Source organism: Mesorhizobium sp. WSM4935 (genome assembly GCF_029625735.1).
Lineage (GTDB): Bacteria > Pseudomonadota > Alphaproteobacteria > Rhizobiales > Rhizobiaceae > Mesorhizobium.
The window spans coordinates 1-20,428 of sequence record NZ_JARTVR010000001.1 but is presented as its reverse complement, the minus strand read 5'-3'; the positions used below and the strand labels follow the sequence as shown (position 1 = coordinate 20,428).

Here is a 20,428-nt window from a genome sequence, read left to right as displayed (position 1 = left end):
ACCCCGCATAGGAGCCGGCGTATCGTCACAAGGAGGAAAACAGACAATTCGATCAGGGAAGAACGTGCTGCAACGCCGCGCCTTGCCCTGATTGGAGCGGCGGAGGCGGACGTTCCTTCCAGCGGCTTCGGGGGGAGTTCAATGTCTGGCGTTCGCGGCTCGTTCCTGCGTTCCCACGGCGACAATTTGCTCCGCGCAATCGCGACAAGCAGCGGAATTCTTGCCCTGGCGCTGTCCGCCGGCCTCTTTCTCGGTGGCGTGGCGAAGGCGCAGGAAACCCGGATCATTTATCCCGGCTCGATGGCGGTCACCGGCTTTCCGGGCACTACCATTCCCGATTTCGATCAGGGCCTGCCGCCCGGCGTCGACCCGGTCGACGAGACCTTCATCGACACATCCCGCGCCTCATTGCGCGTTTTCAATGTTTCCAATCTCGGCGGGCCGGCTTCCGGCCAACTGGTCAACACGCCTCCGCCCTTCGAGGTGACGGCCGGCCAGATCGGCGAGGTGTTCGGCCTCGCCTATGACGACGGCGTGCGCGACGGCGTGCCATCGAGCGTTCCCGACCTCTACGCGGCCGCGACCTCGCTGCACGGCATCGAGATCGTCACGCCGGACGCCGACAATGACGGCAGACCGGAACGGCAGCGCCGCGGCGCCGCGGGTGCGGTCTTCATGGACGGCCAGTTCGGCACCGAGAATGGCGGCGGTCCAGGCACGATCTGGAAGATCGACGGCATCACGGGCGCGGTCTCGAAATTCGCCGATATCGACACCAACAGCGGGCCCGGTATCGGCAATCTCGCCTTCGATCCGACCCATCGCGAGTTCTTCGCTTCGGATCTCGACACCGGGCTCATTCACCGCATCGATATCGAAGGGAATCTGATCGACAGTTTCGACCACGGCGTTGCCGGACGCCCGGCGCATGGACTCGCCCCGGTCGCCGACGACGGCGCCGTGATGGACATCCAGGCTGCCGCTTTCGATAGCGAAAACCCGGAGACCTGGGGCTATACGCAGGATGCGCGCCGCGTCCGGGCCGTCGCCTATCATGGCGGGCGGCTCTATTATTCCGTCGGCGAGAAGGCCGAGATCTGGTCGGTCGGCACTGCGAGCGACGGAAGCTTTGCCGGCGATCCGCGCTGGGAGCTGACGGTCAAGGCGGACCAGGACTACGCCGTCACCGACATCGCCTTCGACAACAAGGGCTTCATGTATCTCGCCCAGCGCGGCCCGGTCGAGAACCGCTTCGATTACAGCCGTTTCGCCTCCTCCGGCAAAGGCGAGCTGATCCGCTACTGGCGCGAGGATCCAGACGATCCGGCGACGGAATCGGCCTGGGTCGAGGCGCCGCAGGAATATGCGGTCGGCTTCCCACAGCGCAATCGCCAGTCGGCCGGCGGCGTCGACCTGCAATATCGCTACGACGCCGAGGGCAATCTCGACACGTCCGTCTGCACCGACACCGTCATCAACACCGGCGACAAGCTGCGCGACAATCCCGAGCTCGCCGAGCGGCTCGGTGCCGGCGGACCGCTTGCCGTGCATGGCGTGCAGCTGACGCCGAGCGCGCTGGTCAAGCCGGCCAACGTGCCGCCTTTCGGGTCCTGGTTCGTCGATTTCGACGGCTATTTCGAAGACCCCGGTGTCCAAGGCCATGTCGGCGACGTCAGGGTCTGGCGCCCTTGCGAGGGCCGCGCCGGCTATTACGAGGAAATCCCCGGCGGCGGCTATCTGCCTCCGTTCTATCCGCCCGATTTCCCGCCGCCCGGCAATACGCCGCCCTGTGTGGATGTCGAGGACGTGCATTATTACTGCACGCCGCGCGGGCTGCGGGCCGAACTTACTCTCCATGACCATGCCGGCTTAGGCGGCGATTCGATCAAGGCGCAGTCCAGGACGCCCGGCGTCGGGGTGACAACCCCCATGTCGCATGTTCCGGGCAAGCCCTACACGGTCGACATCACCGGCCACAATCCAGGCGACACCGTCGATGTCGGGCTCTGCTTCTACCGCAAGTCCGATCAGGACAAGGGCGGCTACTACCCTTGCTGCAAGATGACACTGCCGCTCAGGACGCCAGCCGTCGAGTGCGAAGCGCCGAGGAGGGACAGATGAGCGATCTCGCCCATTCCCGCTTCGCCTCGCGCAAAAGCGTCATGAAAATGATCACGAAACCCCTGTCATATGCCAGGCGCGGCGCGCGCTGGCTGATGGCGGCCGGTATCGCAGTCGCCATGATGCCGGCCTTGCCGGCGCTCGCCCAGGACCAGGCTCCGGCCGCGACCAACCAGGCCGCCAATCCAGCGTCACGCGGCATCAATGCGGAGCTTGCGCGGATCGTGCCGTTCTTCACCAAGAAAGGCGGCCAGAGAAGCTGCGATGCGGTCGAATATGTCCTGAGCTTCGGCATCCATGGCGACCCGCAGGACTTCGACCGGCCAAGCGTGGCTGCCTTGCTCAAGGCGACAAGGCTCGATTTCAAGGACCAACTGCCGCACGGCCTGCAGATCGTCAGCGTCGATGTCGCCGGCGACGGCACTGGCGCTTCCGGCGGACCGCTGCCGGCTGCTTCCATCAGCACGTCGGCCGGCCCGAACGACACGGCGAGCGTTTCCAACTTCCGCATCAGTGCTGCCAACCTCGATGGCGCGGGCGCCGCAAACGAACGCGTCATCACTTTCCGCATCACCGCCAAGATAGACCATGCGACCTTTCCCGTGCCGACGGCGGTCGACAATCAGGGTGAGATCGAGGTGGTCTTCAGGGGCGGTCCGCCAACAACGATCCCCTCGCAGGATCCGGACAAGCCCGACGACGGCGATTTCCTTACCGGGGTGAAGACCTCGATCAAGATCGACCCGACCAAGTGCAACCCGCCGCCTCCGCCTCCGGACAAGGAATGCTTCAAGGTCGAGCACGGCACAGTCGACTGCGTGCCCGGCGGCGGCGCTTTCATCTACCATATGCCGGTCGGACCCGAGATGGCCGGCAAATGGGTGCAGGTGTCGACGACGACACCAGGCATCAGCATCGTTCCCGACACGCAGAAGGTGCCGGTCGGCGGCGGCGTGCTGAACTGGAAGATCATCGGCGCCTCGCCCGGCGAGGCCATCCACCTCATCGTCACCGGCATCGAGACCTATGCCGGGCCGAAGGAGGGCTGGGGGCTCTGCTGCACGCAGGTGATCGACATCGTCATCCCGCGCGACTTGAAGTGCCCGCCCGAAAAACAGCCCGACCTCAAGGTCGAGAAGCATGCCGACGTGCCGCGCTGCACGATGGCCGGCGGCTGCGATTTCACCATCACCGTCACCAATGTCGGCGACGCGCCCTATAACGGCAACATCGTGCTCGACGAGGTGACGCTGCCGGCCGGCTCCGTGCTGACCTCCGGGCCAAACGCGCCTTGGGCCTGCGTGCCAGGCACGACGCCGATGACCTGCACCTATCCGGCCACCACGCTCAATCCCGGAGCTTCCGTCAACCTCAAGCTCGGCTTCAAGCCGGCGGGCGGCTGGCAGGGCGGCGTGCTGCGCAATTGCGTCGCCTATGACTACAAGGCCAGCGGCAAGCCGCTGTTCGGCAGCCAGGAGAACGACCGCGGCTGCGCCTCGATCCCAATCTGCCGCCGTGGCGACCGCGATCCGCAGTGCAGTCCGCCGGTGGAGAAGAAGGTCGACCTGATCCTGAAGAAGCGCGCCCGCACCCCGGTCTGCACACCGGACGGCGTCTGCACCTTCGTGATCGACATCATCAACAACGGCACCGGCACCTATAATGGGCCGCTGACGGTGATCGACACCTATCCGGGCGGCGCGCCGACCTCGTCGACCTTCGGGCCGAGCCCGCCATGGAACTGCAGGCCGAACGGCCCTGGACAGTTCCGCTGCGACAATGCCGGCATCTCGCTGCCTCCGGGCGCCTCGACGCCGATCGTCGTCAAGGCGGCGATGCCGGCAAACTACCGGCCGGACACGGTGGAGAACTGCGCCGAGGTGAAAGGCATTCCCGGCGAGGCCGACCTCGCCAACAACAAGGCCTGCGCGATCGAGCGCATCCGCCATCCGAATGGCGGCCAGCCCGGCCTGCGCATCACCAAGACCTGCGGCGGCTCTCTGGCCGGTGCCGCTGTTTCCTGCCGCATCACCGTCACCAATGCCGGCACCTCGGCTCCCACCGGACCGGTGCGGGTGAGCGATGCCGCGACGCTGGTATCGGGCGGCGCGCCTGTCCAGATCCAGACCGTCACCCCTGACGGCGCGGAGTGGGCTTGCGGACCGGTGCCTGCCGACACGCTGTCGTGCCAGATTCCCGGCGCCGCAGTGACGGCCGGAACCAGCCGGCACTTCGACGTGACGGTGAGCGGCAACGGTGCGTTCGAGAACTGCGCGCGCGGCAGCTTGGGGCCAGCGCCGGGCGACGACATCGTCTATCCGATCGGCCAGGCTTGCGCGAAGGGCGGCGGCGCCTCCACCATCCGCGTCGAGAAGACCGGCGATGCCGAGTGCCAGCCGGGACAACCCTGCTCGTTCGAGATCACCATCACGAATGACGGGCCGAATCCCTTCTCCGGTCCGGTCCGCATCGGCGATGCGATCGGCGTGGAGGGTCTCGGCCGGCTGGAAGGCGTTCAGATCACCTCGATCGACCCGCCCTTCGGCTGCGCGCCCGAGCCGACGGCGCTGCCTGCGTCCTGCATCGCCGATCTGACGCTGGGCGCCGGCGAAAGCCACAGCCACCACGTCACCGTGACCCTTCCCGAGGACGGGCGCCTTGCCGATCTCAAGGGCACGGTCAACGGCCAGAACTGCGTCGGCGCACTTCCTCCGAACACGCCGGTGCAAGGCGGCGATGTGCTGTCGCGCGACCAGACCAACGTCCAGGGCGATCGCGGCAGGGCCTATGCCTGCCATTCCTTCACCATCCGGCATGAGGTGAAGGACCAGTGCTCGAACGGCATGGTGCTCAACCAGGCCGGCCGCTGCGCCTGCCCGGAAGGCACCACCTTCCGCAACGGCCAGTGCAGTTCGGGCGGCGGCAAGCTGCAACCGCTGCCGGTGCCGCCGCGCTGCGTCCTGCTGCAGGGCCAGATCCGGACGGCGGACGGGCGCTGCATCTGCCCGCGCGGCACGGAGCTGGAAAACGGCAAGTGCGTCAAAGGCGGCGAGCCGCAGGAGCCGCAATGCACATTGCGTCCTGGCCAGTACCGCGACCAGGAGGGCAACTGCGTCTGCCGCCGCGGCGAGTTGGTGAACGGCGTCTGTCAGGTCGCCCCGCCGAAATGCACGATTCGCGGCGCGGTGCCGACGGCGAACGGGTGTGTCTGCCCCAAGGGTACGCATTTCGACCGCGCCGCCAAGGCTTGCGTGCCTGACAGGCAGCCGCCCGCCCAGTGCCGCATCCGTGGCCAAGTGCGCAATGCCGATGGCGATTGCGTCTGCCCGAAAGGGACGGAGGTGAGAGGCAAGGTTTGCGCGCCAGTCAGGAAACCGCAAGCTTGCTCCATCCGCGGCCAGATCCTCAACAAGCGCGGCGCCTGTGTGTGCCCGCGCGGAACGGAAGTGATCGAAGGCGCGTGCCGCAGGGTTGTTGACGCTGAATGCGCTCCGGGCTCGGAGATGATCGATGGCATTTGCCAGCCGATCATCCGGCGGCGATGCCCGGTCGGGACGACCGGACGGTACCCGGATTGCTTCCCGATCCGCCGACGGCCAGGCTTGGAGATCGATCCGGACCTGCTGCTCAATCCCGATATCCTGCAGCAGTTGGTGCCACGAGACCGACCAAGGTTGCAGCGGAACCCCGCGACCAACAACCTTCAGTAAGGAGCCGGTTATTACCGCGCCCGAACCCCGCCGGAGCAATCCGGCGGGGTCTTTCTTTCCCGGGTCGGGGCCAGCGGTTTTTGCCTGTCCGCCGACCGATGCGGAAAACGTGCTTCCCCTTGGCTGGACGATGGTCTAGGCAGACGCCGCATGAAGGCGTGCAGGCAGCGCGCCGATGAGGACGCCTGGAGAGGCCTTTGATGAGCAAGAAGACCCTGATCGCGCCATCAGTGCTGGCGTCCGACTTTTCGAAGCTGGGCGATGAGGTCGAGGCCGTCGCGGCGGCCGGCGCCGACTGGATCCACCTCGACGTGATGGACGGCCATTTCGTGCCCAACATCACCTTCGGCCCGCCGGTGATCAAGGCGATCCGCAACCGCACCAAGGCCTTCTTCGATTGCCATCTGATGATCGCGCCGGCCGATCCTTACCTGGCGGCCTTCGCCGAAGCCGGCTGCGACGGCATGACGGTGCACGCCGAGGCGGGGCCGCATCTCGACCGCTCGTTGCAGACCATCAAGAGCCTGGGCAAGAAGGCCGGCGTCTCGCTCAATCCGGCGACGCCGGAAACGGCGATCGAATATGTGCTCGACCGGCTCGACCTTATCCTGATCATGACGGTCAATCCGGGTTTCGGCGGGCAGGCCTTCATCCCGGCGATCGTCGACAAGGTGAAGCGGGTGAAGGCGCTGATCGGCAGCCGGCCGATCCATATCGAAATCGACGGCGGCGTCTCGGCCGAGACGGCGCCGCTGGTGACCGCGGCCGGGGCCAATGTGCTGGTGGCGGGCGCCGCCGTCTTCAAGGGCGGCAGCGTCGAGGCCTATCGGGCAAACATCGAAGCAATTCGCACGGCTGCCGACGGGACCGCAAGCTGAACGTGTACCGATGCGATCTCCCGCGTAAGTTGCAGAGCGCATGGGAGATTGAACGACTGTTCAATAAAGCGAAGCAGTGCAGAAATATCGGCTTTTTGCCGAGATTCTACTTTGTTCAATGAATAAACGCGTCGTCTTGTCTTAAAGTCGAATATCTCATCTTCCGCTTGAGGCGCCGTTGCCCGGCTGTATAATATAGTTACGGGAAATTGCTTCGCCGAGGGGCCCTGGCACACCAGGGGCAAGCAACAGGAGTTCGTTTGACAAACGGAAACACCGAGCCGGGCGAAAGCAAGGGCGGCAAAAGCACGCTTGCCAGCTCGGTCTACCAGCAACTGCGCGACGACCTGCTGCGCGGCGCTCTGGAGTCCGAGACGAAACTGCGGGTCGAATGGGTCGTTTCCCGCTACGGCGCCGGCGCCTCGCCGGTACGAGAGGCACTCAACCGGCTGGCCGCCGAGGGCCTGCTCGGCCGTCACGACCAGCGCGGCTTCTTCCTGATGCCGGTCAGCGCCGCGGAACTGGAGGAATTGACGCGCACGCGCTGCTGGCTGGAGGAGCGGGCGCTGCGCGAATCCATTGCGCACCGCACCGCCGAGTGGGAAGAGCAGCTGGTGCTCGCCCTGCACCGCCTTGCGCGCGCCGAGCGCCGGCTGCCGGATGACCCGACAACCAACAATCCCGAGTGGGAAAAGCTGCACCGCGCCTTTCATCGCGCATTGATCGCGGCATGCCGGTCGAAGTGGCTGATCGCCTTCTGCGATCAGCTTTCCGATCAAGCCTCGCGCTACCGCCTGATCTCCCAAAACGCGCCGGGGATGGGACGCGACGATCTTGGCGAGCACCGCATCATCGCCGAGCGCACGCTGGATGGCGACGCCGACGGCGCAGTCGAGGCGCTTCTCAACCATTACCGGCTCACCGCGGCGATGTGCATGGAACGCTTCGCCTATGATGCGAGGGTCGGCGTCAGCAAGGCGCGCCGCAGATAGCGACTGAAACTGCCGCGCAATTTTTGCTCCGGCTGCCAAATCTGGTATTCGCTCAGGCGAGCGCATCGCATGCGCCATTCGGCCTTCGTCCGCCTTGAGGACATTGCATGACCAATCATCTGTTCAGCGCCTTCCGTTCCCGCATGCCGGCCCCCGACCGGCTGCTGATGGAGACGGATGACGGCCGTTCGATCACCTATGGCGACATGCTGATGAAGTCTGCGCAGCTGGCGCATGCGCTGGCGCAAGCGGGCGTCGAGCCCGGCGACCGAGTCGCGGTCCAGGTCGAGAAAAGCCCGGAGGCGGCGCTGCTCTATCTCGCTTCGTTGCGCGCCGGCGCGGTCTTCCTGCCGCTCAACACCGCCTACACGCTGCCCGAGCTCGACTATTTCTTCCGCGACGCGGAGCCGAGGCTGATCGTTTGCGATCCGGACCGTCTTTCGGGCGTTGAACCGCTTGCTGCGGCGGTCGGCGCCACGGTGCTCACACTCGGCCGCGACGGGCAGGGAACGCTCCCCGGTCAGGCGTCGCGGCAGGCGACGGATTTCAGCGATGTCGCGCGCGGGCCGAACGATCTTGCCGCGATCCTCTACACTTCGGGCACGACCGGCCGTTCCAAGGGCGCGATGCTCAGCCACGAGAACCTCGCCTCCAACGCGCGCGTGCTGGTGGAGCAGTGGCGTTTCGGCGCCGACGATGTGCTGATCCACGCGCTGCCGATCTTCCACACGCATGGCCTATTCGTGGCCACCAACGTCGTCCTGATGTCCGGCGCGAAAATGTTCTTCGAGCAGAAATTCGATCCGGTGCGCATCCTGTCCCTGATGCCGCACGCGACGGCGCTGATGGGCGTGCCGACCTTCTATGTGCGGCTGTTGCAGCAGGACGGCCTGACACGCGAGGCGGCGAAAACGATCCGGGTCTTCATCTCCGGCTCGGCGCCGCTGCTCGCCGAGACGCACAGGGCCTGGCGCGAAAGGACCGGCCACGCCATCCTCGAGCGCTACGGCATGACTGAGACCAACATGAACACGTCCAACCCCTATGACGGCGAGCGGCGCGCCGGCACGGTCGGTTTCCCCTTGCCAGGCGTCTCGCTGCGCATCACCGATCCCGAGACCGCCAGGCCGCTGCCCCAGGGCGAGATCGGCATGATCGAGGTCAAGGGCCCGAACGTCTTTGCCGGCTATTGGCGCATGCCGGAGAAGACCAAAGCCGAATTCCGCGACGACGGCTTCTTCATCACCGGCGACCTCGGGCTGATCGATGCCGACGGCTATGTGCACATCGTCGGGCGCGGCAAGGACCTGATCATCTCGGGCGGCTACAATGTCTATCCGAAGGAGATCGAAAGCGAGATCGACGCGCTGGACGGCGTCAGCGAAAGCGCGGTGATTGGCGTCGCCCATCCCGATTTCGGCGAAGGCGTCACCGCGGTGGTGGTGCGCAAGCCGGGATCGTCGATCGGCGCCGCCGACATAGCCCAGGCCATCGGCGGGCGACTGGCGAAATACAAGCATCCGAAGCAGGTGATCTTCGTCGACGAATTGCCGCGCAACACGATGGGCAAGGTGCAGAAGAACGTGCTGCGCGAGACGTATAAGGATATTTACCTGGCGAACCGGGCACGATAGCGTATTTCTTCTAAGGCGCCATTATTCCGATCATCGCGGTTGTTGTACTATTTTCTTTGCAGATCATGTCGCGATGACATACATCTCTTCGGGAGCGCTCTGCGCCTACTTTCGTGTTCATTGGAAGGCAAAGATGTCAGGGATCATAATCGATCATCTGGAACGCCTTAAAACGGCAAGAGGAAAGGAACTTTTAGCCGAGGATCGGCTGGAGGATGGAAAAGTTGTCAGTTTGGCACCTCCCCCTACCCCTAGCGATGAACGCATCAAGATCGAGGTCGGCGAAGACGGCGTACCGAGGGTCACGGTATACAAGCCCTGACATTTCTACCTTTCGCGCATCTCTTTTGTCGCGAAATTCTCAAAATGCGCGGCACATTTTAAGGCCGATAAGCACCAAGCCTCAATCTTCATGGTCAGAAAATGTCTACCCCGGCAGAAACCTGCCCGAGTATGACGAAGGAGTAAGCCTACGCTCCAAACACCTTTTCACCGCCGATCCAGACATTCCTGACGTCCAGGCCGTCCGACAGACCAACGATGTCGGCGGCCGTGCCGTTGGCGAAACGGCCGAGGCGGTGCGCCTGGCCGATTGCCTCGGCCGGATAGAGCGAGGCCATGCGGAGGGCCTCGTCGAGCTCGAGCCCGACGACGCGGTGGACGTAGCGCACGGCGGAAATCATGTCGAGATCGGCGCCGGCGAGCGTGCCGTCGGCAAGCCGCAGACTCCCGTCCTTGCGGTAGATGGTGCGGCCGTTCAGCGTGAAGGAGGTCATGTCGGTGCCGATCGTCGCCATGGCGTCGGTGACCAGCAGGATCTTGCCCGGTCCCGGCTTGCCGCGCAGCGCGAGGATCATGGTGGCCGGATGGACATGGATGCCGTCGGCGATGATGCCGGCATACAAGCCGCCGGTATCGATCGCCGCGCCCGCCAATCCCGGCTCGCGGTTGCCGATCTGGCTCATGGCGTTGAAGAGATGCGTGACGACCGTGGCGCCGGCTTCGGCGAAGGCGGTGGCCGTCGCGTAGTCGGTATCGCTGTGGCCCAGGCTGACGACCACGCCGGCCTTGGCCAGCGCCGCGACGCGGGCCGGTTCTACCGATTCCGGCGCGACCGTGGTGAGCAGGACGGGAAGCTCCCTGCGCGCCGCGATCAGCGCCGCCTGATCGGCGTCCGTCATCGGCCGGATCAGCGCCGGATCATGCGCGCCCTTGCGGGCTATGGAGAGATGCGGCCCTTCCAGATGCAGGCCGAGGAAGCCCGCCACCTTCTCTCTGGCCGCTTCGGCGCCAGCGGCGACCGCGGCGGCGGTGATCGCCGGCGTGTCGGTGATCAGCGTCACCAGCAGCGCCGTGGTGCCGAAAGGCGCATGCGCCTTGCAGATGGTCTCGATCGAGGCGAGATCGGGGTGGTCGTTGAGCATGACGCCGCCGCCGCCATTGACCTGGATGTCGACGAAACCCGGCACAAGCAGGCCGCCGCCGGTCTCGACCGCCGGAACGCCGGAGGGAATGGCGCCGGCGGGTACTATGGCCTCGACCACGTCGCCCTTGACGACAAGGGCGGCGGTGTCATGCCAGTCGGCGCCGTCGAAGATGCGGGCGCCGGTGAGGGCGAAACGGCCGCTCATACGGTTTCCGTCACCTTGCGCAAATTGCGCGGCGTATCGGGGTCAAGGCCACGATGGCGGGCGAAGGCCTCGACGAAGCCGTAGAAGGACACGATCAGCGGCAGCGGATCGGTCAGCGGATGGCCGGTGGCGACATGGGGAAGAAGCCTCGCGGCCTTCGCCTTGTCGGAGGTGATGAAGGCGGCGGCGCCCTTGGCCGTCAAACCATCGGCGGCCTCGGCGAGCGAGGGTTCGGACGCATCGCGGGCGGCAAGCGCCAGGACCGGGAAACCCGGCCCGACCAGCGCCAGCGGCCCATGCATGACCTCGGCGGCGCTGTAGGCCTCGGCATGCATGGCGCAGGTTTCCTTGAACTTCAGCGCCGCCTCGCTGGCGATCGCGAAGGACGGGCCCCGGCCGAGGATGAACAGCGATTGCGGATTTTCCAGCGCGGCAGCGAGCGCCATCCAGTCGCAGGCGATCGCCTTCTCGAAATGGCCGGGCAGGCCGGCGAGCGCCTTGAGCAGTGGCTGGTCGTCGGTGGCATGCGCCATCAGCGCGAGACCGGCGACGGCCGAATTGACGAAGGTCTTGGTGGCCGCGACGGAACGTTCCGGCCCGGCCAGTATGTCGATGGCGTAGTCGGAAGCGCGCGCCAGCGGCGAGTCCGCCGTGTTGGTGATGGCGACGGTCAGCGCACCGCCGGCCCGCGCGGTTTCGGCCATGGCGACGATGTCCGGGCTCTTGCCCGACTGCGAGACCGCCAGACACGCCGAACCTCGGAGTTTCAACCTGGCGCCATAGATCGAAGCGATCGATGGCCCAACGGAGGCGACCGCCAGGCCTGCCGTCAGCTCGACGGCATATTTCATGAAGGTCGCGGCATGGTCGGACGAGCCGCGCGCCACGGTGACGACGAAATGCGGGTCGCGCTCGCGCAGGCCGCGCCCCGCATCGGCCAGCGCCGAGGCCGAGCCATCGAGAAGGCGGGCGGCGGCTTCCGGGATCTCGTCGATCTCACGCCGCATATGGGTGGTGGTGCTGGCGCTCATGGCCGGATCTCCTCTCCCGGCCCGGTCAGCCGGAGTTCCGCGACGAAATCATAGGCATCGCCCCTGTAGACCGAGCGGGTGAACTCGATCACCTTGCCGCTCGCCAGATAGGAAATGCGCTCGATCTGCAGTCCGGCAACCCCCGGCGGCACCGCCAGGAGGCGCGCATCGGCATCGCCGAGATTGGTGGCCGAGATGCGCTGCACGGCGCGCACCGGGCGATTGCCGCTCGTGCCCAGTGCCGCATAGAGCGAGGAGCCGACCGCTTCGGGATCGGGCAGGACGCTGGCCGAGAGCGCGGCGCGCTCGATCGCCAGCGGCGTGTCGTTGGCGATGCGCAGGCGCGCGACGCGCGCCACCAGCTCGGTCGAGGACAGGCCAAGCACCATCATCTCGTCCGGCGACGGCGCATAGAGGCCGCGGTCGAGCCAGACCGAACGCACGGTCATGCCGCGGCGCGCCATGTCCTCGGTGAAGGAGGTGAGCCGCGACAGGGACTGCTCGACGCGCTCCATGCGCGGCGCGACGAAAGTGCCCGAGCCATGGCGCTGGACGAGGATGCCGCCCTTCACCAGGTCCTGCACAGCCTTGCGCACGGTGACGCGCGAGATATCGGCCTTGCTGGCGATATCGCGCTCGGAGGGCAGCGCATCTCCCGGGCCGATCAGGCCGCGATTGACCGCCTCTTCGATGCTGCGCCTGAGCTGCAGGTAAAGCGGCGCGCCGCTCTGCGACGACTCCCTCAGCATGGCGAAGATCTGGTCGGCGGCGCTCATCGGGCGGCCTCCGATTTGCCGGCAAAGAGGCGCAGGGCCATCTGCACGGCGCCGCCGAGCGCGTCGTCGAGCGGGGCTTTGAGCAACGACTGATAGCGCGCCGACAGGCGCGGCGCGTAAAGCGGCGCCAGGCCGCCCAGCAGGCAGAGCGGAGCGTCGTCGGAAAGATCGAGCGCGCCAAGCGAAGCCTCGACATCGGCCACCGCCTTGTCGAGGATAAAGTTGGCGACGAGATCGCCCTTTTCGGCATGCTCGAAGACCTTCGGCGCGAAGCCGCCGAAATCACCGGGCTTGGCGTTGGTGGTGAATTCGACCACGTCCTCGGGATTGTTGCGGAAGACGGCGAGCATGGCGTCGGTCAAGGGCGAGCCCGGGCGGATGCCGTCATAGGCAAGCAGGGTCTGTTCCAGCAGGTCGCGGCCGATGCGGGCGCCGCTGCCCTGGTCGCCGACCTGGAAGCCCCAGCCGCCGATGGCGCGCGACTTGCCCTCTTTACGCGCCATATAGGCGGTGCCGGTGCCCAGAATCGCCATGGCGCCGTCACCGGAGCCGACCGCGCCCTCGAGCGCGATCTCGGCATCGGTTTCGACGCGACTCCGGCTGAAGGGCAGGATCGCCTCGAGCTGCTGCCGGTAGGTGCCGACATTGGCGCCGGCGAGGCCGAGAATGGCAGGCGTTTGGGGAATCAGTTCCGGATCGGCGCCGGCGGCAAGGAAAGCCTGCCTGGCCGCCTCGACAATGTTGGCGCGGGCGCCGGTGAGGTCGGTGCGGATGTTGGCGGCGCCGCTCTTGGCGCGGCCGACGACAGCGCCGTCGACGGCCGCAAGGGCCGCCCTGCAGCTGGTGCCGCCGCCATCGATGCCAAGCACGAATTTCACGCAATTTCTCCTCGGAACCGGATAATACCAATAAAATACCAATAGCCAAGGGTTAATTTCGGTTCAAAAAAGATTAAGGCGTATTTTATTGAAAAACCGCAGCAATTTGCCGAGAAGTGAATTCCCCGGCCTGAAATTCGTTAATGCGTGTGGACAAGTGGTATTTTTTTGGTATTGTTCACCCAGTTGGAGGAAAATGCATGGCCGAGACGCGCACGGAAGCGCTCCACCAGAATGCCGAGGGGCTGGATGTCCAGGCCCCGGAAGCTATCCTGGCATTCCTGGCCAATGCCCAGATCGAGGCCGCCAAGGCTGTGCACGGCGCCATTCCAGCGATCGCCGCCGCGGCCGAGCTCATTGCGAAGCAGTTGAAGAGCGGCGGCAGGCTCGCCTATGCGGCGGCCGGCAGCTCCGGCCTGATGGCGGTGGCCGACGCGCTGGAACTGCCCGGCACGTTCGGCATCGCGCGTGACCGCATCGCCATCCTGATCGCCGGCGGCGACGAGGCCTTCCGCACGCTGGCCGGCGGGCCGGAGGACGACACCGAAGAAGCGTCGGCGGCGGTCGCCGCGGCCGCCATCGGCAAGGGCGATTGCCTGATCGCTATTTCCGCCAGCGGCTCGACCGCCTATGCGCTTCAGGCGCTCCAGGATGCGCGCAGCCGCAGCGCGGCGACCATCGCAATCGCCAACAACCCGGGCGCGGCGCTGTTCAAACAGGCCGACGTCGCCATTTTGCTCGAAACCCCGCCCGAATTGATCGCCGGCTCGACGCGCATGGGCGCGGGCACTGCGCAGAAGATCGCGCTCAACATGCTGTCGACGCTGACCGCGATCCATCTCGGCCATGTCCATGACGGCTACATGGTCAATCTCACCGCCGACAACATCAAGCTGCGCGACCGCGCCGTGCGCATGGTTGCCGCCATCAGTGGCAAGAGCCGCGACGACGCCGCGCGCCTGCTCGAGGAAAGCGGCGGCGTCGTAAAAACCGCCATTCTGCTCGCCGCGGGTGCTGCCAGCACCGATGCGGCCGAGAAGATACTGGAAGGAACCGGCCAGAAGCTTCGGCCGGCGCTTTCCGCGATCGAGGGGAGCAAGGGGCGCTGAGCTCCTGTTCTCATCAGAACCGAACCTGAAAAAGGTCAACAGGGAGACTGAAGATGAAGACCAAACTACTGACGGCCCTTCTGCTCGGCACAAGCATCCTCGGCACCACCGGGATGGCGCTGGCCGAGGACGTGACGCTCAACATCGAAAGCTGGCGCGGCGACGACCTGACCATCTGGAAGGACAAGCTGATCCCGGCCTTCGAAGCCAAGAACCCCGGCATCAAGGTGGTGTTCGCGCCTTCGGCCCCGACGGAGTATGATGCGGCGCTGGGCGCCAAGCTTGCCGCCGGATCGGCCGGCGACCTGATCACCTGCCGCCCCTTCGACAAGTCGCTCGAACTGTTCAAGAAGGGCAACCTCGCCGATATCAGCTCGCTGCCCGGCATGGAGAACTTCTCGCCCGTCGCCAAGGCCGCCTGGCAGACCGACGACGGCAAAACGAGCTTCTGCGTGCCGATGGCTTCGGTGATCCACGGCTTCATCTACAACAAGGACGCCTTCGACAAGCTCGGCATCAAGGTGCCGCAGACCCGCGACGAGTTCTTCGCGGCGCTCGACAAGATCAAGGCCGACGGCACCTATATTCCTATGGCGATGGGCACCAAGGATCTCTGGGAAGCCGCGACCATGGGCTACCAGAATATCGGCCCGAACTACTGGAAAGGCGAGGAAGGCCGCCTGGCGCTGATCAAGGGCGACCAAAAGCTGACCGACAAGGACTGGGTCGCGCCCTTTGAGGAACTGGCCAAGTGGAAGCCCTATCTCGGCGACGGCTTCGAGGCGCAAACCTATCCGGACAGCCAGAACCTGTTCACGCTCGGCCGCGCCGCCATCTATCCGGCCGGATCGTGGGAAATCGCGCTGTTCAACACCCAGGCCCAGTTCAAGATGGGCGCCTTCCCGCCGCCGGTCGAGAAGGCCGGCGACACCTGCTACATCTCCGACCATACCGACATCGGCATGGGCCTGAATGCGGCCTCGAAGCACCCGGAGGAAGCCAAGAAGTTCCTGGAATGGGTCGCCTCGCCCGACTTCGCCACCATCTATGCCAATGCGCTGCCCGGCTTCTTCAGCCTGAACTCGACGCCGGTGAAGATGGAAGACCCGCTGGCACAGGAATTCGTCTCCTGGCGCGGCAAGTGCAAGTCGACCATCCGCTCGACCTACCAGATCCTGTCGCGCGGCACGCCGAACCTCGAGAACGAGACCTGGGTTGAATCGGCCAATGTGATCAACGGCACCGACACGCCGGAGGCAGCGGCCAAGAAGCTGCAGGACGGCCTCGACGGCTGGTACAAGCCGGCGAAGTAAGAACATCAAAGAGCGGTGCCGGCCGGGCACGCGCCCGGCCGGCATCGACCAAGTTCCAGATAGCGATTGTCGGCGCAGCCTCCCGGTCTTACCCTCGATCGCGCGGGGAAGACGGAGCCGATCTGTCGCTGGCCTTGTCTTCCCCCGAAGGGGACAGCCGGGCCGTGCATCGAGGCATCAGCTAGCATCACCTGAACTGGAACCCAGAGACGGCGGGGAACCGAACTCATGGCTACCGAAACTATGGCTGCAGAAACGCGGGCGAAAAGATCGATCCGTTGGCATGTCGGCGTCTTCCTGGCGCCGGCGGTGCTGGTCTACACGGCCTTCATGATCCTGCCGCTGTTCGGCACACTCCAGCTCTCCATGTTCCGCAACATCGAGCAGTCCCAGGTCTTCGTCGGCTTCAGCAATTTCCGCACGCTGTTCGGCGATCCGAACTGGTCGGTGAATTTCTGGAATGCGCTGAGAAACAATGTCTGGTTCTTCATCATCCATATGCTGGTGCAGAACCCGATCGGCATCCTGCTCGCGGCGCTGCTTTCCAGCCCCAGGCTGCGTTTCACCGCCTTCTACCGCACGGCGATCTTCGTGCCGACGATCCTGTCCTTCGTCATTGTCGGCTTCGCCTGGAAGCTGATCCTGTCCCCAATCTGGGGCGTGGCGCCGCATCTGATGGATTTCGTCGGCCTGAAGAGCTTCTTCACGCCATGGCTCGGTAAGGAGCAATATGCGCTCACCGCGCTCAGCCTGGTCTCGGTCTGGCAATTCGTCGGCATCCCGATGATGCTGATCTATGCGGCACTTCTGTCCATCCCCGACGAGGTGATCGAGGCGGCCGAATGCGACGGCGTCACCGGCACGGCGCAGTTCTGGAAGATCAAGCTGCCGCTGATCCTGCCTTCGATCGGCATCATCTCGATCCTGACCTTCGTCGGCAATTTCAACGCCTTCGACCTGATCTACACCGCGCAAGGCGCGCTCGCCGGGCCGAACTATTCGACCGACATCCTCGGCACCTTCCTTTACCGCGCCTTTTTCGGCTTCCAGCTGCAGGTCGGCGATCCCAATATGGGCGCCGCGATCGCCACGATCATGTTCCTGATCATCCTCGCCGGCGTCTGCGTCTATCTGTTCCTCGTGCAGACGCGACTGCGTCGCTACCAGTTCTGAGGCGCGCCATGAGCACAGCCACCCGCTCGCTTCCCCGCACCATCGGCGCGCATGCGATCCTTATCACCTACACCGTGATCGCGCTGTTTCCGGTGATCCTGGTGGTGATGAATTCGTTCAAGTCGCGCGCGGGCATCTTCGGCGCGCCGCTGACGCCGCCGACGCCGAAGACCTTCGACCTGATCGGCTATACCACCGTGTTCGGCCAGGGCGATTTCCTGCACTATTTCCAGAACAGCCTGATCGTCACCGTGCTTTCGCTGTTCTTCGTGCTTTTGTTCGGGGCGATGGCCGCCTTCGCGCTGTCGGAATACCGTTTCCGCGGCAACGCGCTGATGGGGCTTTACCTCGCGCTCGGCATCATGATCCCGATCCGCCTCGGCACCGTCGCCATCCTGCAGTTGATGGTGGCGACGGGGCTGGTCAACACGCTGGCGGCGCTGATCCTGGTCTACACCGCGCAAGGCCTGCCGCTGGCGATCTTCATCCTGTCGGAGTTCATGAAGCAGGTGTCCGACGATTTGAAGAATGCCGGCCGCATCGACGGGCTCTCGGAATACACGATCTTCTTCCGCCTAGTGCTGCCGCTGGTGCGGCCGGCGATGGCGACGGTCGCCGTCTTCACCATGATCCCAATCTGGAACGATCTGTGGTTCCCGCTGATCCTGGCGCCGTCGGAAGAGACCAAGACGGTGACGCTCGGCGCGCAGCTCTTTCTCGGCCAGTTCGTCACCAACTGGAACGCCATTCTGGCGGCGCTGTCGCTGGCGATCCTGCCGGTGCTCATCCTCTATGTCATCTTCTCGCGGCAGCTGATCCGCGGCATCACGTCGGGAGCCGTGAAATGAGTTCGCAAACACCTCTCCGCGTCATCGTTGCCGGGCTCGGCAATATGGGCCGCAGCCATGCGCTCGCCTATCACACCAATCCGGGCTTCGAGGTCGCCGCGCTCGTCAACCGCTCCGACGTGCCGCTGCCCGACGCTCTCTCGGGCTACGGCATCAGGCGCTCTTTCGAGGAGGCGCTGCGCGACGAGAAGCCGGATGTGGCAGCGATCGCCACCTATTCCGACAGCCATGCCGACTATGCGGTGCGGGCTTTCGAGGCGGGATGCCATGTCTTCGTCGAGAAGCCGCTGGCGACGACGGTTGCCGACGCCAGACGCGTGGTCGACGCCGCCAAGGCCAACGGCAGGAAGCTGGTGATCGGCTATATCCTGCGCCACCACCCGTCCTGGGTGCGGCTGATCGCCGAGGCGCGCAAGCTCGGCGGCCCGTATGTCTTCCGCATGAACCTCAACCAGCAATCCTCCGGCCACACCTGGGAGACGCACAAGCAGCTGATGCAGACGACATCGCCGATCGTCGACTGCGGCGTGCATTATCTCGACGTGATGCTGCAGATCACCGATGCGAGACCGGTCGAGGTGCGCGGCATGGGCGTGCGACTCTCCGACGAGCTGGCGCCCTCCATGTACAATTACGGCCATCTCCAGGTGCTGTTCGAGGACGGCTCGGTCGGCTGGTACGAAGCCGGCTGGGGGCCGATGATCTCGGAGACGGCCTTCTTCGTGAAGGACGTGATGTCGCCCAAGGGCTGCGTATCGATCGTGATGAAGGAGGGTGTGAAGTCCGACGACATCGACACCCATACCAAGACCTCGACCATCCGGCTGCACAGTGCCGCGACCGGACCGGACGGCAAATTCACCAGGCAAGACCAGTTGCTGTCGATGGAGGGCGAGCCGGGCCACCAGGAGCTCTGCGACCTCGAGCAGGCCTTCCTGCTCAAGGCCATCCGCGAAGATATCGACCTAACCCGCCACATGGACGATGCCGTGAAGTCCCTCGCCGTCTGCCTCGCCGCCGACGAGAGCGTGCGCAGCGGCAAGGCCGTCAAACTCTAGAACAGGAACGAAGCCGTGGGCTCGCTGAAGATCGAGAATGTGAAGAAGGCTTTCGGGCCGGTCGAGGTGCTGAAGGGCATCGACCTCGAAGTGACTGATGGCGAGTTCGTCGTCTTCGTCGGCCCGTCCGGCTGCGGAAAATCGACGCTGCTGCGCGTGATCGCCGGGCTGGAGGACTCGACCTCCGGCCGGGTGCTGATCGACGGCGCGGACGTCTCGGTCACGCCGCCGGCGAAACGCGGCATCGCCATGGTATTCCAGACCTATGCGCTCTACCCGCATCTGACGGTGAAGAACAACATGGCGCTGGGCCTCAAGCAGGCCGCCACGCCGGCGGCCGAAATCGAGCGCCGCATCAAGATCGCGTCCGCCATGCTGTCGCTCGAGCCCTATCTCGAACGCCGGCCGGCAGAACTGTCGGGCGGCCAGCGCCAACGCGTCGCCATCGGCCGCGCCGTGGTGCGCGAGCCGAAGCTTTTTCTCTTCGACGAGCCGCTGTCGAATCTCGACGCGGCACTGCGGGTCAACACGAGACTCGAAATCGCGCAATTGCACCGGCGGCTGAAAGCGACGATGATCTATGTCACGCACGACCAGGTCGAGGCGATGACGCTGGCCGACAAGATCGTGGTGCTGAATGCCGGGCGGATCGAGCAGATCGGCAGCCCTATGGAACTCTACAATGCGCCGGCCAACGAGTTCGTCGCCGGCTTCATCGGCTCGCCCAAGATGAACTTTATCGACGGCGCGCGGCTGGGCGAGACGGCCAAGACCATCGGCGTGCGGCCGGAGCATCTGACGGTCGACGCGAAATCCGGCACGTGGAAAGGCACGGTGGTGCATGCCGAGCATCTCGGCGCCGACACCAACCTCTATCTCGACTGCGAGAAGGCCGGACTGATCACCGTGCGCATCTTCGGCGTCTACAATGCCGAGCCGGGCGCAACGCTCTACGCGACGCCGGATGCGGCGAAGACATACAGGTTCGGGGCGGATGGGAAGGTGCTGAAGTAGGCGGCGCTTCTTTCCTCTCCCTCCGGAGGGAGGAGAGGTGGCGCCGCGAAGCGGCGACGGAGTGGGGGAAGGCAGTCCTCAAATGCGCCGCCGCTGACGACTCACCACAGAGCCCTGATCGTTGCTCAGCTTGAAATAACAATGGTCGAGCCAGGTCGACCCCCACTCCGTCGAGCTTCGCTCGACACCTTGTATCTCCACGAGAGAGATTTCGTGGGATTGAAGCGATTGAGCCAAGATCCGGCTGGCCAGCCGGATCTTG

The 20,428-nt window shown here is 65.1% G+C and carries 17 protein-coding genes; 12 read left to right on the top strand and 5 right to left on the bottom strand.

Features of this window, described 5'->3' with window-relative positions:
• Positions 1–141: 141 nt before the first annotated feature.
• The 6 genes from P9273_RS00085 (at position 142) to P9273_RS00060 (ending at position 9,657) form a co-directional block, all read left to right on the top strand.
• Positions 142–2,121: a hypothetical protein gene (locus tag P9273_RS00085; protein WP_278047091.1), complete on the top strand. Its 1,980-nt coding sequence runs from the start codon at positions 142–144 to the stop codon at positions 2,119–2,121.
• The gene (locus tag P9273_RS00080) at positions 2,118–5,831 is read left to right on the top strand and encodes a DUF7929 domain-containing protein (protein WP_278047090.1); all 3,714 of its coding nucleotides are present in this window, start codon (positions 2,118–2,120) and stop codon (positions 5,829–5,831) included. Before P9273_RS00085 ends, P9273_RS00080 begins: the two co-directional genes overlap by 4 nt.
• 200 nt (positions 5,832–6,031) lie before the next feature.
• A complete protein-coding gene (gene rpe, locus P9273_RS00075) occupies positions 6,032–6,709 on the top strand; it encodes a ribulose-phosphate 3-epimerase (protein WP_278047089.1) in 678 nt (225 codons plus the stop codon).
• A 260-nt stretch (positions 6,710–6,969) separates the two neighbouring features.
• Positions 6,970–7,701: a GntR family transcriptional regulator gene (locus P9273_RS00070; RefSeq protein WP_278047088.1), complete on the top strand. Its 732-nt coding sequence runs from the start codon at positions 6,970–6,972 to the stop codon at positions 7,699–7,701.
• Between the two features lie 107 nt (positions 7,702–7,808).
• Positions 7,809–9,335, top strand: coding sequence for a malonate--CoA ligase (locus P9273_RS00065; RefSeq protein WP_278047087.1), 1,527 nt, complete (start codon positions 7,809–7,811; stop codon positions 9,333–9,335).
• A 133-nt stretch (positions 9,336–9,468) separates the two neighbouring features.
• Complete coding sequence (locus P9273_RS00060) at positions 9,469–9,657, top strand: hypothetical protein (protein ID WP_278047086.1); 189 nt, start codon at positions 9,469–9,471, stop codon at positions 9,655–9,657.
• A gap of 148 nt (positions 9,658–9,805) precedes the next feature.
• On the opposite strand, the gene nagA is transcribed toward P9273_RS00060, so the two are convergent.
• From nagA to P9273_RS00040, 4 genes are read right to left on the bottom strand one after another with little or no spacing between them, the layout of a single operon-like run.
• Positions 9,806–10,966 (bottom strand): N-acetylglucosamine-6-phosphate deacetylase, encoded by a 1,161-nt coding sequence (gene nagA / locus P9273_RS00055; protein WP_278047085.1) that lies wholly within the window; start codon positions 10,964–10,966, stop codon positions 9,806–9,808.
• The gene (locus P9273_RS00050; protein WP_278047084.1) at positions 10,963–11,997 is read right to left on the bottom strand and encodes an SIS domain-containing protein; all 1,035 of its coding nucleotides are present in this window, start codon (positions 11,995–11,997) and stop codon (positions 10,963–10,965) included. Before P9273_RS00050 ends, nagA begins: the two co-directional genes overlap by 4 nt.
• Complete coding sequence (locus P9273_RS00045) at positions 11,994–12,773, bottom strand: GntR family transcriptional regulator (RefSeq protein ID WP_278047083.1); 780 nt, start codon at positions 12,771–12,773, stop codon at positions 11,994–11,996. Before P9273_RS00045 ends, P9273_RS00050 begins: the two co-directional genes overlap by 4 nt.
• Positions 12,770–13,651 carry an N-acetylglucosamine kinase gene (locus tag P9273_RS00040; protein WP_278047082.1) on the bottom strand — a complete coding sequence of 294 codons (882 nt, stop codon included), beginning with the start codon at positions 13,649–13,651 and terminating at the stop codon, positions 12,770–12,772. Before P9273_RS00040 ends, P9273_RS00045 begins: the two co-directional genes overlap by 4 nt.
• Before the next feature lie 200 nt (positions 13,652–13,851).
• On the opposite strand from P9273_RS00040, the gene P9273_RS00035 reads away from it, so the two are divergent.
• The 6 genes from P9273_RS00035 (at position 13,852) to P9273_RS00010 (ending at position 20,166) form a co-directional block, all read left to right on the top strand.
• Positions 13,852–14,760: an N-acetylmuramic acid 6-phosphate etherase gene (locus tag P9273_RS00035; RefSeq protein WP_278047081.1), complete on the top strand. Its 909-nt coding sequence runs from the start codon at positions 13,852–13,854 to the stop codon at positions 14,758–14,760.
• A 53-nt stretch (positions 14,761–14,813) separates the two neighbouring features.
• The gene (locus P9273_RS00030; RefSeq protein ID WP_278047080.1) at positions 14,814–16,073 is read left to right on the top strand and encodes an ABC transporter substrate-binding protein; all 1,260 of its coding nucleotides are present in this window, start codon (positions 14,814–14,816) and stop codon (positions 16,071–16,073) included.
• A 243-nt stretch (positions 16,074–16,316) separates the two neighbouring features.
• Positions 16,317–17,246 (top strand): carbohydrate ABC transporter permease, encoded by a 930-nt coding sequence (locus tag P9273_RS00025; protein WP_278047768.1) that lies wholly within the window; start codon positions 16,317–16,319, stop codon positions 17,244–17,246.
• Positions 17,247–17,254: 8 nt separating this feature from the next.
• A complete protein-coding gene (locus tag P9273_RS00020) occupies positions 17,255–18,094 on the top strand; it encodes a carbohydrate ABC transporter permease (protein ID WP_278047079.1) in 840 nt (279 codons plus the stop codon).
• Entirely contained in the window at positions 18,091–19,152 is a 1,062-nt protein-coding gene (locus P9273_RS00015; RefSeq protein ID WP_278047078.1) for a Gfo/Idh/MocA family protein, read from the top strand. The genes P9273_RS00020 and P9273_RS00015 overlap by 4 nt, the downstream gene beginning before the upstream one ends.
• Before the next feature lie 15 nt (positions 19,153–19,167).
• On the top strand, positions 19,168–20,166 hold the full coding sequence (locus tag P9273_RS00010; protein ID WP_041000390.1) for an ABC transporter ATP-binding protein: 999 nt from the start codon (positions 19,168–19,170) through the stop codon (positions 20,164–20,166).
• Positions 20,167–20,244: 78 nt separating this feature from the next.
• On the opposite strand, the gene P9273_RS00005 is transcribed toward P9273_RS00010, so the two are convergent.
• Positions 20,245–20,428, bottom strand: a 184-nt coding sequence (locus P9273_RS00005; protein ID WP_278047077.1) for a hypothetical protein, incomplete at its 5' end; no start/stop codon positions are given.